15 protein-coding genes are annotated in these 15,350 nt (G+C 32.9%); 13 read left to right on the top strand and 2 right to left on the bottom strand.

Going from position 1 to position 15,350, the window contains the following annotated elements; genetic code table 11:
- A partial coding sequence (locus tag Q0857_RS16335) for an RHS repeat-associated core domain-containing protein (protein WP_298537807.1) occupies positions 1–1,085 on the top strand: 1,085 nt, incomplete at its 5' end.
- Between the two features lies 1 nt (position 1,086).
- Positions 1,087–1,995, top strand: coding sequence for a hypothetical protein (locus Q0857_RS16330; RefSeq protein WP_298537804.1), 909 nt, complete (start codon positions 1,087–1,089; stop codon positions 1,993–1,995).
- Between the two features lie 58 nt (positions 1,996–2,053).
- Here Q0857_RS16330 and Q0857_RS16325 read toward each other — a convergent pair whose 3' ends face one another.
- Positions 2,054–2,380, bottom strand: coding sequence for a helix-turn-helix transcriptional regulator (locus tag Q0857_RS16325; protein ID WP_298537801.1), 327 nt, complete (start codon positions 2,378–2,380; stop codon positions 2,054–2,056).
- A 148-nt stretch (positions 2,381–2,528) separates the two neighbouring features.
- Between Q0857_RS16325 and Q0857_RS16320 the strand changes: the two genes are divergently transcribed.
- The 6 genes from Q0857_RS16320 (at position 2,529) to Q0857_RS16295 (ending at position 9,165) form a co-directional block, all read left to right on the top strand.
- Positions 2,529–4,112 (top strand): hypothetical protein, encoded by a 1,584-nt coding sequence (locus tag Q0857_RS16320; RefSeq protein ID WP_298537798.1) that lies wholly within the window; start codon positions 2,529–2,531, stop codon positions 4,110–4,112.
- 53 nt (positions 4,113–4,165) lie between these two features.
- Entirely contained in the window at positions 4,166–5,098 is a 933-nt protein-coding gene (locus tag Q0857_RS16315) for a tyrosine-type recombinase/integrase (protein ID WP_298537794.1), read from the top strand.
- Entirely contained in the window at positions 5,091–5,975 is an 885-nt protein-coding gene (locus tag Q0857_RS16310) for a site-specific integrase (protein WP_298537791.1), read from the top strand. The genes Q0857_RS16315 and Q0857_RS16310 overlap by 8 nt, the downstream gene beginning before the upstream one ends.
- A gap of 72 nt (positions 5,976–6,047) precedes the next feature.
- A complete protein-coding gene (locus Q0857_RS16305; RefSeq protein ID WP_298537787.1) occupies positions 6,048–6,578 on the top strand; it encodes an ORF6N domain-containing protein in 531 nt (176 codons plus the stop codon).
- 699 nt (positions 6,579–7,277) lie between these two features.
- Positions 7,278–8,255 carry an RHS repeat-associated core domain-containing protein gene (locus Q0857_RS16300; RefSeq protein ID WP_298537810.1) on the top strand — a complete coding sequence of 326 codons (978 nt, stop codon included), beginning with the start codon at positions 7,278–7,280 and terminating at the stop codon, positions 8,253–8,255.
- 1 nt (position 8,256) lies between these two features.
- Positions 8,257–9,165 (top strand): hypothetical protein, encoded by a 909-nt coding sequence (locus Q0857_RS16295; RefSeq protein ID WP_298537804.1) that lies wholly within the window; start codon positions 8,257–8,259, stop codon positions 9,163–9,165.
- Positions 9,166–9,223: 58 nt separating this feature from the next.
- Here Q0857_RS16295 and Q0857_RS16290 read toward each other — a convergent pair whose 3' ends face one another.
- Positions 9,224–9,550: a helix-turn-helix transcriptional regulator gene (locus tag Q0857_RS16290; RefSeq protein ID WP_298537801.1), complete on the bottom strand. Its 327-nt coding sequence runs from the start codon at positions 9,548–9,550 to the stop codon at positions 9,224–9,226.
- Positions 9,551–9,698: 148 nt separating this feature from the next.
- Between Q0857_RS16290 and Q0857_RS16285 the strand changes: the two genes are divergently transcribed.
- The 5 genes from Q0857_RS16285 to Q0857_RS16975 all read left to right on the top strand — a co-directional run bounded on the left by Q0857_RS16285 (position 9,699) and on the right by Q0857_RS16975 (position 15,341).
- Entirely contained in the window at positions 9,699–11,282 is a 1,584-nt protein-coding gene (locus Q0857_RS16285) for a hypothetical protein (RefSeq protein ID WP_298537798.1), read from the top strand.
- A 53-nt stretch (positions 11,283–11,335) separates the two neighbouring features.
- Positions 11,336–12,268: a tyrosine-type recombinase/integrase gene (locus Q0857_RS16280; RefSeq protein WP_298537794.1), complete on the top strand. Its 933-nt coding sequence runs from the start codon at positions 11,336–11,338 to the stop codon at positions 12,266–12,268.
- Complete coding sequence (locus tag Q0857_RS16275) at positions 12,261–13,145, top strand: site-specific integrase (RefSeq protein ID WP_298537791.1); 885 nt, start codon at positions 12,261–12,263, stop codon at positions 13,143–13,145. Before Q0857_RS16280 ends, Q0857_RS16275 begins: the two co-directional genes overlap by 8 nt.
- Positions 13,146–13,217: 72 nt before the next feature.
- Entirely contained in the window at positions 13,218–13,748 is a 531-nt protein-coding gene (locus Q0857_RS16270; RefSeq protein WP_298537787.1) for an ORF6N domain-containing protein, read from the top strand.
- Between the two features lie 699 nt (positions 13,749–14,447).
- Positions 14,448–15,341 carry an RHS repeat domain-containing protein gene (locus Q0857_RS16975; protein ID WP_367278101.1) on the top strand — a complete coding sequence of 298 codons (894 nt, stop codon included), beginning with the start codon at positions 14,448–14,450 and terminating at the stop codon, positions 15,339–15,341.
- Positions 15,342–15,350 lie beyond the last annotated feature (9 nt).

Raw genomic sequence — 15,350 nt, 5'->3', positions numbered from 1 at the left:
GACTGTCCTACTCTGATAGTGATAATGATGGACATATTGATGTTGAAGGATTAGGGCAAGATTTAGATAATGATGGAGTTGTTCAAGAAAATGAAATTATTGAGGAGAATAACTACTATCCCTTTGGATTACGTCATAAAGGTTACAATTCTGTAGTAAACTCAACTAATCCAGCTTTGAAGTATAGGTTTGGTGGTAAAGAGTACCAAGATGAATTAGGTTTAGGTTGGTATGATATAACAGCAAGAAATTACGACCCAGCTTTAGGGCGTTGGATGAACCTTGACCCTTTGGCTGAAATGATGAGAAGACACTCTCCTTATAATTATGCGTTTGATAATCCAATTTACTTTATTGACCCAGATGGAATGATGCCTTTTGGACCTGGAGACCCACCACCTGGAATACCTGACCCAGTTGGATGGTTAAAAGAACAAGGAAAGTCCTTTTTGTCATGGGTAGGCTCTGGAGTTGATGCTGTAGGAGGTGCTATTAGTGATGCTGGCGATGCAGTGTCAGATTTCTTTTATAATGATGGAGAAAGTTTTAATGCTCCTTCGGGAAGAGCTACAGATAGTGGTAGAGATGGAAGTAGTGGTGTTGATTATACAAGTAAGACTGGACAGGGAGATTTATCATTAAAAGATAAAGGAAATGGAAATACTGAAACAGTTCCTGCTGATGATATTGTTAAAGTGGCTAGTTTAGTTAAAACAGGTAGAACCAATCCTAATAAAGGGCGGCCAATGTCAACGACTAATAGTGCTTCTACAGCTAAAACTACTGCCACAAATGTTAAAAAAGGAATGGGAGACGGTAAAAAAATGGTGTCTAATGCAGAGAATATAAATAATGCGACAAGTAGTGGTGGTTCAATGAGTACGACAAATACAACTGGAGAAGTATCTACCAACGCCACACGAACAACTGTAGGTTATACCACAAGAGCCTATAGAGGAGGCAAAAATGTTAGTGTTCAAAATAGAACTAGTCGTACTGATACAAAGCAAGATTCAATAAATTTTATGAGTACTGGAACTATAGATTCTGTAACAGTAGAAGAACGTAAAGGATTAAGATATTAAAATGAAAATAGATAAATTTTTAACCTGTAATATTGTGCTTATTGCTTTATTGGTTTTAAGTTCATGCAGTCAAACAATAAAGGATTTTTATGATGATGGTTCAATAAAAAGAGAATATCATTTAAAAAAGGAAAAGTATGACGGCGCCTATAAAGAATATTATACCAATGGGAACTTAAAATTATTGCATAATTATAAGAATGGAAGACTAGTCGATTCATCATTGTTTTATAACGAAAAGACTTCTTTGAAAATTGATTATATAAGATATTACAGTAATGATGGTATAAAAGAAGTGGTATTTGATAATGGTGTTCTTCTTAAAGAAGGGTTTGTTAATGATAAAAACATAGGTATTGGTAAATGGAAATTTTATAATAAAAAAGGTTTGTTAGAGATAGTGAGAGAATATAAAATCATAAACAATGAACAATATTTAAATCAATCTTGGTCTTTTAACAAAAAAGGAGACACTGTATATGGTGGTAATTTTTGCAAAATAGATGTTGTAAAAGACACTATTTCCTTACTGGAACCCTTTAGAGCTGTAGCCTATTTATACGTACCCCTTTTTGAAAATGCTAATTCAGAAGCAACTGTTTGTCTTCCATATGATGAAAATGTAAATTTTGATAAAAATTTCTCTAATGATGGAAAAATTCAAATAGATACTTTTTATAACCTGAAAAAAGATATTAAGAATCAACAATGGTTTCCAAATAACAATCCTAACTATACAGTTGTTTTTGGAAAAAAATTTAAAACTTCTGGGAAAAAAATTATTAGGGGATATGTTTTAGAATTTTATGAAAACAACAATGATTCTATCAATAGAGAAGAAAGGAAAATATATTTTGAAAAGGAAGTCTATGTTAAAGATGTAAATCTAAATGTTCCCACTAGTTTGTGATTATTAGTATTGGAAGTAATAAAAACACAGAACCACAATGTAAAAGTTGTGGTTTTTTTTATGCAATAGATTTAAGTTTCACAGATTTAATGAGTGCATCAAGCGTATAAAGAATATGCTCTCTATCTTCATCGTTCATCTGCTGTACCTCGATAACACGTTTTAACAGTTGCCTGTCAACTTCAATATTCTGTTTGCCAATCAAGAAATCCAAACTCACTTCAAGTACATTGGCAATCCTTGAAGCCACTTCAACAGATGGATTTACTTCATCACGTTCATAACGCCCAATAATATCTCCTGAAGTTCCTACTTTTTTTCCTAAATCGTTTTGCGAAAGCTTCTTTTGTTTACGGAGTTTTGTTATTTGTTGTCCTAAAGTCATACTTAAAAGTCGTTAAAATGCTATATATAATAAGTTTTAGGCAAATATAACTGATAAAAATAGCATAACAAAGATATATAAACCTTGTTTAAATCTGATAAATGTTTTAGTTTTGTGATAAATAGGTCAGAAAATTAATTTATCAACAATGCTCAATACTTCCAACCCGAACAACTACGAGTACACCACAAAACATTTAGAGATACATATTTTGGGCGGTATTAAACTCAATAAACTAGAAAGTTTACGAATAACGTTAAGTGTTCAAAAACCAAAACAGCACAATATTTTAAGGCATTCCATAGATTTATACAACGATAACCAAATAGAAAAGTTTACTCGAAAAATAGCGGAACGCTTGGAAATAGGAACAAGTGTGGCACGTAGAACATTACAGGATTTAACCAAAGAATTAGAAAACTACAGATTTTTATTGATTGACCAATACGAAAAGGAAAACCAACCCTACTACAAAGAACTATCTGCAACAGAAGAAAAACAAGCAGTTGCATTTTTAAAGAAATCCAATCTACTAAAACGAACCAATGACCTAATCGGAAAGTCTGGAGTAATCGGAGAAGAATACAACAGGCAAACAATGTATCTAATCTTTACGTCTCGCAAAACTAATAACCCATTGCATTGCATCAGCTTGGGAAGTTCGGGAGTTGGTAAGACACATTTACAAAGTAAGGTTGCTGAACTTATTCCGGAAGAAGATAAAGTAGAAATCACAGTATTATCTGCAAACGCTTTTTATTACTTCAATCGAACTGAATTACAGCACAAATTAATATTGATTGAGGATTTAGATGGTGCTGAATCTGTACTCTATCCATTACGAGAATTACAATCTAAAAAGCGAATAACAAAAACGGTAGTTCATAAAGACACAAAAGGCACAACCAAAACCATACATCTAACAGTTGAAGGTCCTGTAAGTGTTGCAGGTTGCACCACACAGGAAAGCATTTACGAAGACAACTCAAATAGAAACTTCCTTTTATACATCGATGAAAGCGAACAGCAAGACCAAAAAATAATGGATTACCAGCGGAGAGCCTCCGCAGGTAAATTAAATGAGCAAGACGAAATACAATCAAGAGAATTACTGAAAAATGTACAACGATTATTAAAACCAATAAAAGTGATTAATCCTTTTGCAGAATATCTTGAATTACCAAAATCTGTATTTAAACCACGAAGAACCAATAGCCATTATTTACAGTTCATTGAAGCGATTACATTTTACAAGCAGTACCAAAGGGAAAAGCTTTACGATAAAGACACAGGAGAAGAATTTATAGAAACGACAATCGAAGATATTAAAGAAGCTAACGAATTAATCATAGATGTTTTATTGCGTAAAAGTGACACGATTACAGGAGCAATACGAAACCATTTAGAACGCTTGAAAGCCTATTTAAAAGAAAACAATCAAACGACTTTTACCAATGCTGAAATTAGGCGACACTTACGAATTAAGGAAACCACTTTAAGACGTTACAATGGGCAATTATTGGCAGAAAATTATATACAAAGAGTTAAGAAAGTAAAGACCAAAAGTTACTGTTTTAAAATTGTAGACGTGGACGAATACACAAATCTTAAACAGCAAATTGACGATGCCTTAAACACTTGTGTATCGAAGCTCACAACACCGACACAACACCGAGAAATCGCCACATCGCCACCAAGTCGCCACCAACAAAATGGCGAGGTTAAAAAATAGAAAACCAATTAGTTAAACTCAACTCGCCATATAAACCCAAAAAAGGTCAAGCGATGAAAAAATTAAAGTTACAAAACACCATTTTTAAGATGTTCGTTGCCAATTATAAAGACTGGTTGGACATCTTGGGTTATGCAGAAACTACAGTATATAACTTACCAAACCATTTGCAAGAGTTCTTCTATTATTTAGAGAATAATGGCATTAAAAATATCAATCAAATCACAACCAAAATAGTAAAAGATTATTACCGAAAATTACAACAAAGAGCCAACGAAAGACAAAGTGGAAGTTTAAGTAAAAGCTATTTAAATAAGCATCAACAGGCATTAAAGAAATTTAGTGATTACCTAAAACAGCATAATGCCAAATCACGCTTGAGCGTGCATCTAAAATCAGAGAAACAACCAACAGAGGAAAAACTTAATATACTTACTCAAAGCGAAATCAAGGAACTTTTTGAAGCTACAGAATTTAGTCATAGTGAACCACGATTTAGATTAAGAGATAAAGCCATTTTAACAATACTATACAGTTGTGGCTTACGAAGAAATGAAGCAGTACATTTAAATCTAAGCGATATTTATTTTGATAAGGAAAGAGTGTTTGTTAGAAAAGGAAAAAACTATAAAGAACGGTTTATACCAATCAACCGAAAGAATGCAGAAATATTGGAAGATTACATTTACGAAGGGCGACCAGAATTTTACCAATCCAATTTAAGTGAAGCTCTCTTTGTAAACAAGAACGGAACTCGAATGCAAGGCATGAGTTTTGCAAATCGATTGAAAGCAATTGTAACATCAACCAACAATAAAAACATCGTTGAGAAGCATATTACTTTACACATTTTACGTCATAGTATAGCAACACATCTACTACAACAGGAAGTGCCATTAGAAAGCATAAAAACTTTTTTAGGCCATACTTCTCTGGAATCTACCCAAATCTATACACATCTTTTAAAATCGATTGAAAATGAATGATTATAGAACATATTTACAGGAACAGGATTATAGCGAAACAACTATTACAGGAAACGAAAAACAGATAGAACTCTTTAAAAAATGGTGCAAGCGCAATCATACTTCACCAAAACAAATTGATTATAAAATGTGTTTAAAATTCATCAAATATCTAACCCGAAAAGGCAATAGTAAAAAGACCATCAACCATAGATTAAGAAGTGTAAAAATCTACTTTAATTACTTGATAGATGAAGCTTATAGAATTGATAACCCAATAGAAAGTACTATTGTAAAAGGAACAAAAAGAACGGCGAATTATGATTTGTTGGATGCTGACGAATTAGAGGATTTATATTACTCCTTTGAAAGTGGCAATGCCACAGATAAATATGCATTAGTTTGTGCAAAAAGGAATAAAGTTATAATCGGATTAATCGTTTATCAAGGCTTAAATACAACAAGTTTAAGCAAGTTAAAAACAGAACATCTGCAACTATCAAAAGGTAAAATATATGTTCCAAGTACACTAAGAAGTAACGCAAGAGAATTGGAGTTAAAACCTTGGCAGATAATGGAATTTATAAATTACCAAAACGAAGTGTTGCCAATATTGCAAAAGCGACTAAAAAACTATACAGAACAACTCTTTCCAATCAACACAAGATTTAATGTACTCACTTCACAGATTATAAAGAAGTTAAAAAAGTACAATCAAAAAGCTGAAAACATAAAACAGATTAGAGCAAGTGTAATTACAAATTGGTTAGGTCAATATAATTTGCGACAAGTTCAATATTTAGCTGGACATCGTTACATCAGTTCAACCGAAAGATATTTACAGGATGATTTAGAAAACTTGCACGAAATCGTCAACAACTTCCATCCTATTAGCTAAAAGAAAATAAATCAAACTTGATATCACAAATTGTGATATCAAGTTGTTATTTTTGTTAAATATTAGAAATAAATGAGCGATAAATTAATCATACCAGACGAAGTAGTTATCAGTAAGATTTACTACATAAGAGACCAAAAAGTAATGTTAGATAGTGATTTAGCAGAACTTTATGAAGTAGAAACAAGGGTTTTAAACCAACAAGTAAAACGAAATATAGACAGGTTTCCAGATGATTTTATGTTCCAACTAACGGAAATAGAATGGGAAACTTTAAAGTCGCAAAACACAACACCAAGTTGGGGAGGAAGAAGAAAATTACCTTATGTATTTACAGAACACGGTGTACTGATGTTATCAAGTGCTTTGAACAGTAAAAAAGCAATTGCAGTCAATATCCAAATAATGAGGATTTTTACCAAACTTCGTGAAATGCTTACAGACAATTTAAGTCTTAAACTTGAAGTTGAAGAAATCAAAAAGAAGCTAACAAATCACAGCAAGAATATTGAATTGGTTTTTAACTACTTGGATGAATTGATTGATAAAAAAGAGAATGAAAAGCCTCGAAAAGAAATAGGCTACAAAGCTGATAGAGATTAAATCCCCACAAAACAAAATTCAGTTTTATCGTTCCTCAAAATCCTCTGTTTTTTGTTTTGTTCCGCTCGCCACACATCACCCAAGCTATGTTTACATAATTGGCATTATAAGTCCGCTTCGCACAGTTTTTAGTGTTGTTATTTTGATGAATAAAAAACTGTCGTTATAATGTAAATTATGTAAAATATCCGCTCGTCCAACGCTTTTTGCCAACGCTACTGCCAGCGCACTCGGAAACGTTAATTATTTTGCTCAATCGTCGCAAAACCTCTAGCATTTTATTGTTAGTGGAAAATCCACGCTTCGCCAACCTCTTTTTCCACTAACAATAAAACGTTTTAAAAGTTGATGTAACAGAGGATGAAAATGCGGTGGAGTTGCATCAGCTTTTAAAATGACTTGTTCTTCATAAACTTGCTCAAAAAGCGTTGGCAGAAAGGCGAAAGGGAGTATTTTACATAAAACTGGTTATAGCTACGCCATTGGTGGTGCGAGGAAGTACTATAACCCGTTTTATGTAAAATATCGAGGGAAAGGAAACCAATTAAATACAGAGGGTTTTTGCAGACAAAAAACTGGATTTTATTGGTGCGGAATAAATACCAATCCGTATATTAGAGGTTGAATAAAAAACGTTCTTTTAAATAAAATTTTTGGAGTTGACCGACTGAAAAATGGGTGTCTGATTAAAAAAAATGCATAAACTACTATCCCTTTGGATTACGTCATAAAGGTTACAATTCTGTAGTAAACTCAACTAATCCAGCTTTGAAGTATAGGTTTGGTGGTAAAGAGTACCAAGATGAATTAGGTTTAGGTTGGTATGATATAACAGCAAGAAATTACGACCCAGCTTTAGGGCGTTGGATGAACCTTGACCCTTTGGCTGAAATGATGAGAAGACACTCTCCTTATAATTATGCGTTTGATAATCCAATTTACTTTATTGACCCAGATGGAATGATGCCTTTTGGACCTGGAGACCCACCACCTGGAATACCTGACCCAGTTGGATGGTTAAAAGAACAAGGAAAGTCCTTTTTGTCATGGGTAGGCTCTGGAGTTGATGCTGTAGGAGGTGCTATTAGTGATGCTGGCGATGCAGTGTCAGATTTCTTTTATAATGATGGAGAAAGTTTTAATGCTCCTTCGGGAAGAGCTACAGATAGTGGTAGAGATGGAAGTAGTGGTGTTGATTATACAAGTAAGACTGGACAGGGAGATTTATCATTAAAAGATAAAGGAAATGGAAATACTGAAACAGTTCCTGCTGATGATATTGTTAAAGTGGCTAGTTTAGTTAAAACAGGTAGAACCAATCCTAATAAAGGGCGGCCAATGTCAACGACTAATAGTGCTTCTACAGCTAAAACTACTGCCACAAATGTTAAAAAAGGAATGGGAGACGGTAAAAAAATGGTGTCTAATGCAGAGAATATAAATAATGCGACAAGTAGTGGTGGTTCAATGAGTACGACAAATACAACTGGAGAAGTATCTACCAACGCCACACGAACAACTGTAGGTTATACCACAAGAGCCTATAGAGGAGGCAAAAATGTTAGTGTTCAAAATAGAACTAGTCGTACTGATACAAAGCAAGATTCAATAAATTTTATGAGTACTGGAACTATAGATTCTGTAACAGTAGAAGAACGTAAAGGATTAAGATATTAAAATGAAAATAGATAAATTTTTAACCTGTAATATTGTGCTTATTGCTTTATTGGTTTTAAGTTCATGCAGTCAAACAATAAAGGATTTTTATGATGATGGTTCAATAAAAAGAGAATATCATTTAAAAAAGGAAAAGTATGACGGCGCCTATAAAGAATATTATACCAATGGGAACTTAAAATTATTGCATAATTATAAGAATGGAAGACTAGTCGATTCATCATTGTTTTATAACGAAAAGACTTCTTTGAAAATTGATTATATAAGATATTACAGTAATGATGGTATAAAAGAAGTGGTATTTGATAATGGTGTTCTTCTTAAAGAAGGGTTTGTTAATGATAAAAACATAGGTATTGGTAAATGGAAATTTTATAATAAAAAAGGTTTGTTAGAGATAGTGAGAGAATATAAAATCATAAACAATGAACAATATTTAAATCAATCTTGGTCTTTTAACAAAAAAGGAGACACTGTATATGGTGGTAATTTTTGCAAAATAGATGTTGTAAAAGACACTATTTCCTTACTGGAACCCTTTAGAGCTGTAGCCTATTTATACGTACCCCTTTTTGAAAATGCTAATTCAGAAGCAACTGTTTGTCTTCCATATGATGAAAATGTAAATTTTGATAAAAATTTCTCTAATGATGGAAAAATTCAAATAGATACTTTTTATAACCTGAAAAAAGATATTAAGAATCAACAATGGTTTCCAAATAACAATCCTAACTATACAGTTGTTTTTGGAAAAAAATTTAAAACTTCTGGGAAAAAAATTATTAGGGGATATGTTTTAGAATTTTATGAAAACAACAATGATTCTATCAATAGAGAAGAAAGGAAAATATATTTTGAAAAGGAAGTCTATGTTAAAGATGTAAATCTAAATGTTCCCACTAGTTTGTGATTATTAGTATTGGAAGTAATAAAAACACAGAACCACAATGTAAAAGTTGTGGTTTTTTTTATGCAATAGATTTAAGTTTCACAGATTTAATGAGTGCATCAAGCGTATAAAGAATATGCTCTCTATCTTCATCGTTCATCTGCTGTACCTCGATAACACGTTTTAACAGTTGCCTGTCAACTTCAATATTCTGTTTGCCAATCAAGAAATCCAAACTCACTTCAAGTACATTGGCAATCCTTGAAGCCACTTCAACAGATGGATTTACTTCATCACGTTCATAACGCCCAATAATATCTCCTGAAGTTCCTACTTTTTTTCCTAAATCGTTTTGCGAAAGCTTCTTTTGTTTACGGAGTTTTGTTATTTGTTGTCCTAAAGTCATACTTAAAAGTCGTTAAAATGCTATATATAATAAGTTTTAGGCAAATATAACTGATAAAAATAGCATAACAAAGATATATAAACCTTGTTTAAATCTGATAAATGTTTTAGTTTTGTGATAAATAGGTCAGAAAATTAATTTATCAACAATGCTCAATACTTCCAACCCGAACAACTACGAGTACACCACAAAACATTTAGAGATACATATTTTGGGCGGTATTAAACTCAATAAACTAGAAAGTTTACGAATAACGTTAAGTGTTCAAAAACCAAAACAGCACAATATTTTAAGGCATTCCATAGATTTATACAACGATAACCAAATAGAAAAGTTTACTCGAAAAATAGCGGAACGCTTGGAAATAGGAACAAGTGTGGCACGTAGAACATTACAGGATTTAACCAAAGAATTAGAAAACTACAGATTTTTATTGATTGACCAATACGAAAAGGAAAACCAACCCTACTACAAAGAACTATCTGCAACAGAAGAAAAACAAGCAGTTGCATTTTTAAAGAAATCCAATCTACTAAAACGAACCAATGACCTAATCGGAAAGTCTGGAGTAATCGGAGAAGAATACAACAGGCAAACAATGTATCTAATCTTTACGTCTCGCAAAACTAATAACCCATTGCATTGCATCAGCTTGGGAAGTTCGGGAGTTGGTAAGACACATTTACAAAGTAAGGTTGCTGAACTTATTCCGGAAGAAGATAAAGTAGAAATCACAGTATTATCTGCAAACGCTTTTTATTACTTCAATCGAACTGAATTACAGCACAAATTAATATTGATTGAGGATTTAGATGGTGCTGAATCTGTACTCTATCCATTACGAGAATTACAATCTAAAAAGCGAATAACAAAAACGGTAGTTCATAAAGACACAAAAGGCACAACCAAAACCATACATCTAACAGTTGAAGGTCCTGTAAGTGTTGCAGGTTGCACCACACAGGAAAGCATTTACGAAGACAACTCAAATAGAAACTTCCTTTTATACATCGATGAAAGCGAACAGCAAGACCAAAAAATAATGGATTACCAGCGGAGAGCCTCCGCAGGTAAATTAAATGAGCAAGACGAAATACAATCAAGAGAATTACTGAAAAATGTACAACGATTATTAAAACCAATAAAAGTGATTAATCCTTTTGCAGAATATCTTGAATTACCAAAATCTGTATTTAAACCACGAAGAACCAATAGCCATTATTTACAGTTCATTGAAGCGATTACATTTTACAAGCAGTACCAAAGGGAAAAGCTTTACGATAAAGACACAGGAGAAGAATTTATAGAAACGACAATCGAAGATATTAAAGAAGCTAACGAATTAATCATAGATGTTTTATTGCGTAAAAGTGACACGATTACAGGAGCAATACGAAACCATTTAGAACGCTTGAAAGCCTATTTAAAAGAAAACAATCAAACGACTTTTACCAATGCTGAAATTAGGCGACACTTACGAATTAAGGAAACCACTTTAAGACGTTACAATGGGCAATTATTGGCAGAAAATTATATACAAAGAGTTAAGAAAGTAAAGACCAAAAGTTACTGTTTTAAAATTGTAGACGTGGACGAATACACAAATCTTAAACAGCAAATTGACGATGCCTTAAACACTTGTGTATCGAAGCTCACAACACCGACACAACACCGAGAAATCGCCACATCGCCACCAAGTCGCCACCAACAAAATGGCGAGGTTAAAAAATAGAAAACCAATTAGTTAAACTCAACTCGCCATATAAACCCAAAAAAGGTCAAGCGATGAAAAAATTAAAGTTACAAAACACCATTTTTAAGATGTTCGTTGCCAATTATAAAGACTGGTTGGACATCTTGGGTTATGCAGAAACTACAGTATATAACTTACCAAACCATTTGCAAGAGTTCTTCTATTATTTAGAGAATAATGGCATTAAAAATATCAATCAAATCACAACCAAAATAGTAAAAGATTATTACCGAAAATTACAACAAAGAGCCAACGAAAGACAAAGTGGAAGTTTAAGTAAAAGCTATTTAAATAAGCATCAACAGGCATTAAAGAAATTTAGTGATTACCTAAAACAGCATAATGCCAAATCACGCTTGAGCGTGCATCTAAAATCAGAGAAACAACCAACAGAGGAAAAACTTAATATACTTACTCAAAGCGAAATCAAGGAACTTTTTGAAGCTACAGAATTTAGTCATAGTGAACCACGATTTAGATTAAGAGATAAAGCCATTTTAACAATACTATACAGTTGTGGCTTACGAAGAAATGAAGCAGTACATTTAAATCTAAGCGATATTTATTTTGATAAGGAAAGAGTGTTTGTTAGAAAAGGAAAAAACTATAAAGAACGGTTTATACCAATCAACCGAAAGAATGCAGAAATATTGGAAGATTACATTTACGAAGGGCGACCAGAATTTTACCAATCCAATTTAAGTGAAGCTCTCTTTGTAAACAAGAACGGAACTCGAATGCAAGGCATGAGTTTTGCAAATCGATTGAAAGCAATTGTAACATCAACCAACAATAAAAACATCGTTGAGAAGCATATTACTTTACACATTTTACGTCATAGTATAGCAACACATCTACTACAACAGGAAGTGCCATTAGAAAGCATAAAAACTTTTTTAGGCCATACTTCTCTGGAATCTACCCAAATCTATACACATCTTTTAAAATCGATTGAAAATGAATGATTATAGAACATATTTACAGGAACAGGATTATAGCGAAACAACTATTACAGGAAACGAAAAACAGATAGAACTCTTTAAAAAATGGTGCAAGCGCAATCATACTTCACCAAAACAAATTGATTATAAAATGTGTTTAAAATTCATCAAATATCTAACCCGAAAAGGCAATAGTAAAAAGACCATCAACCATAGATTAAGAAGTGTAAAAATCTACTTTAATTACTTGATAGATGAAGCTTATAGAATTGATAACCCAATAGAAAGTACTATTGTAAAAGGAACAAAAAGAACGGCGAATTATGATTTGTTGGATGCTGACGAATTAGAGGATTTATATTACTCCTTTGAAAGTGGCAATGCCACAGATAAATATGCATTAGTTTGTGCAAAAAGGAATAAAGTTATAATCGGATTAATCGTTTATCAAGGCTTAAATACAACAAGTTTAAGCAAGTTAAAAACAGAACATCTGCAACTATCAAAAGGTAAAATATATGTTCCAAGTACACTAAGAAGTAACGCAAGAGAATTGGAGTTAAAACCTTGGCAGATAATGGAATTTATAAATTACCAAAACGAAGTGTTGCCAATATTGCAAAAGCGACTAAAAAACTATACAGAACAACTCTTTCCAATCAACACAAGATTTAATGTACTCACTTCACAGATTATAAAGAAGTTAAAAAAGTACAATCAAAAAGCTGAAAACATAAAACAGATTAGAGCAAGTGTAATTACAAATTGGTTAGGTCAATATAATTTGCGACAAGTTCAATATTTAGCTGGACATCGTTACATCAGTTCAACCGAAAGATATTTACAGGATGATTTAGAAAACTTGCACGAAATCGTCAACAACTTCCATCCTATTAGCTAAAAGAAAATAAATCAAACTTGATATCACAAATTGTGATATCAAGTTGTTATTTTTGTTAAATATTAGAAATAAATGAGCGATAAATTAATCATACCAGACGAAGTAGTTATCAGTAAGATTTACTACATAAGAGACCAAAAAGTAATGTTAGATAGTGATTTAGCAGAACTTTATGAAGTAGAAACAAGGGTTTTAAACCAACAAGTAAAACGAAATATAGACAGGTTTCCAGATGATTTTATGTTCCAACTAACGGAAATAGAATGGGAAACTTTAAAGTCGCAAAACACAACACCAAGTTGGGGAGGAAGAAGAAAATTACCTTATGTATTTACAGAACACGGTGTACTGATGTTATCAAGTGCTTTGAACAGTAAAAAAGCAATTGCAGTCAATATCCAAATAATGAGGATTTTTACCAAACTTCGTGAAATGCTTACAGACAATTTAAGTCTTAAACTTGAAGTTGAAGAAATCAAAAAGAAGCTAACAAATCACAGCAAGAATATTGAATTGGTTTTTAACTACTTGGATGAATTGATTGATAAAAAAGAGAATGAAAAGCCTCGAAAAGAAATAGGCTACAAAGCTGATAGAGATTAAATCCCCACAAAACAAAATTCAGTTTTATCGTTCCTCAAAATCCTCTGTTTTTTGTTTTGTTCCGCTCGCCACACATCACCCAAGCTATGTTTACATAATTGGCATTATAAGTCCGCTTCGCACAGTTTTTAGTGTTGTTATTTTGATGAATAAAAAACTGTCGTTATAATGTAAATTATGTAAAATATCCGCTCGTCCAACGCTTTTTGCCAACGCTACTGCCAGCGCACTCGGAAACGTTAATTATTTTGCTCAATCGTCGCAAAACCTCTAGCATTTTATTGTTAGTGGAAAATCCACGCTTCGCCAACCTCTTTTTCCACTAACAATAAAACGTTTTAAAAGTTGATGTAACAGAGGATGAAAATGCGGTGGAGTTGCATCAGCTTTTAAAATGACTTGTTCTTCATAAACTTGCTCAAAAAGCGTTGGCAGAAAGGCGAAAGGGAGTATTTTACATAAAACTGGTTATAGCTACGCCATTGGTGGTGCGAGGAAGTACTATAACCCGTTTTATGTAAAATATCGAGGGAAAGGAAACCAATTAAATACAGAGGGTTTTTGCAGACAAAAAACTGGATTTTATTGGTGCGGAATAAATACCAATCCGTATATTAGAGGTTGAATAAAAAACGTTCTTTTAAATAAAATTTTTGGAGTTGACCGACTGAAAAATGGGTGTCTGATTAAAAAAAATGCATAAACTACTATCCCTTTGGACTCAAACATAAAGGGTATAATACTAACGTAAATTCTACTAACTTAGCGCTCAAAAGAAAATTCGGTGGAATGGAATATCAAGATGAGTTAGGTTTGAATTGGTACGATATTACGGCACGTAACTATGACCCTGCTCTTGGCAGATGGATGAACCTTGATCCTCTTGCTGAACAGATGAGAAGGCACTCACCTTATAACTATGCGTTTGATAATCCTATTAGATTTATAGATCCAGATGGAATGAAACCTTTTGCAGAAGAAGATTGCTGCGGAGGAAACCCTATAAATGGAATTGGAGAAGGAATTGCTAGGTCTTTTGAAACAGCAGTAAATAAAGTAAATAAATCTTTGAATGATATGGCGAATAGCATAGCATCTCTTTTTAAAGAAGATATTGAGCCGACTGTAGATACTGGCGATGATTTTGTTGAAGTAGGAGGTGAAGTTGTTGCTAAAGAAACAGGAAGTAAAGTAGCGAAAAGTATAGCGAAAAAAGCAGGTGTATTAGGTACAGTAAACACATTAACTTCTTTAACAATAGAAGCAGCAGAAAATGGAGTGTCAGAAGAATTAGTGCAAAAAGGAGCAGGTGAACTAGTATCTAATGCGACAGGCCCTGCGGCGCCATTTACAGAAATAGTTTTGCAGGATGGTCAATCTGATGATGGTGTAACAAATACTTCAAATATGTCTAATAATTTTTCTCAAAGTGGAAGACAGCGCAATGCTTATATATATAGAAATTTCACTATGAGAAATCAAAGAACAACTGATACTAGACCTGCTTCTGTTAGAAATGCAGCAGCAGCCGAAAAAGCTAAAGGTAATCCAATAGCGCAATTTTGGTTAAGAGTATTACCAGCAAGAGATTAACTAAACTAA

Origin of the sequence: uncultured Algibacter sp. (genome assembly GCF_947495925.1) — a bacterium.
Classification (GTDB): Bacteria; Bacteroidota; Bacteroidia; order Flavobacteriales; family Flavobacteriaceae; genus Algibacter_E.
The sequence above is the reverse complement of the archived record's forward strand: the minus strand, read 5'-3'. Positions and strand labels throughout refer to the sequence as shown.

Bases quoted from the DNA above. Each gene is read 5' to 3' on its own strand.
- Q0857_RS16305 (WP_298537787.1), top strand. From the start codon at position 6,048: ATGAGCGATAAATTAATCATACCAGACGAAGTAGTTATCAGTAAGATT.
- Q0857_RS16295 (WP_298537804.1), top strand. From the start codon at position 8,257: ATGAAAATAGATAAATTTTTAACCTGTAATATTGTGCTTATTGCTTTA.
- Q0857_RS16280 (WP_298537794.1), top strand. From the start codon at position 11,336: ATGAAAAAATTAAAGTTACAAAACACCATTTTTAAGATGTTCGTTGCC.
- Q0857_RS16285 (WP_298537798.1), top strand. From the start codon at position 9,699: ATGCTCAATACTTCCAACCCGAACAACTACGAGTACACCACAAAACAT.
- Q0857_RS16310 (WP_298537791.1), top strand. From the start codon at position 5,091: ATGAATGATTATAGAACATATTTACAGGAACAGGATTATAGCGAAACA.
- Q0857_RS16270 (WP_298537787.1), top strand. From the start codon at position 13,218: ATGAGCGATAAATTAATCATACCAGACGAAGTAGTTATCAGTAAGATT.
- Q0857_RS16315 (WP_298537794.1), top strand. From the start codon at position 4,166: ATGAAAAAATTAAAGTTACAAAACACCATTTTTAAGATGTTCGTTGCC.
- Q0857_RS16275 (WP_298537791.1), top strand. From the start codon at position 12,261: ATGAATGATTATAGAACATATTTACAGGAACAGGATTATAGCGAAACA.
- Q0857_RS16325 (WP_298537801.1), bottom strand. From the start codon at position 2,380: ATGACTTTAGGACAACAAATAACAAAACTCCGTAAACAAAAGAAGCTT.
- Q0857_RS16330 (WP_298537804.1), top strand. From the start codon at position 1,087: ATGAAAATAGATAAATTTTTAACCTGTAATATTGTGCTTATTGCTTTA.
- Q0857_RS16320 (WP_298537798.1), top strand. From the start codon at position 2,529: ATGCTCAATACTTCCAACCCGAACAACTACGAGTACACCACAAAACAT.
- Q0857_RS16290 (WP_298537801.1), bottom strand. From the start codon at position 9,550: ATGACTTTAGGACAACAAATAACAAAACTCCGTAAACAAAAGAAGCTT.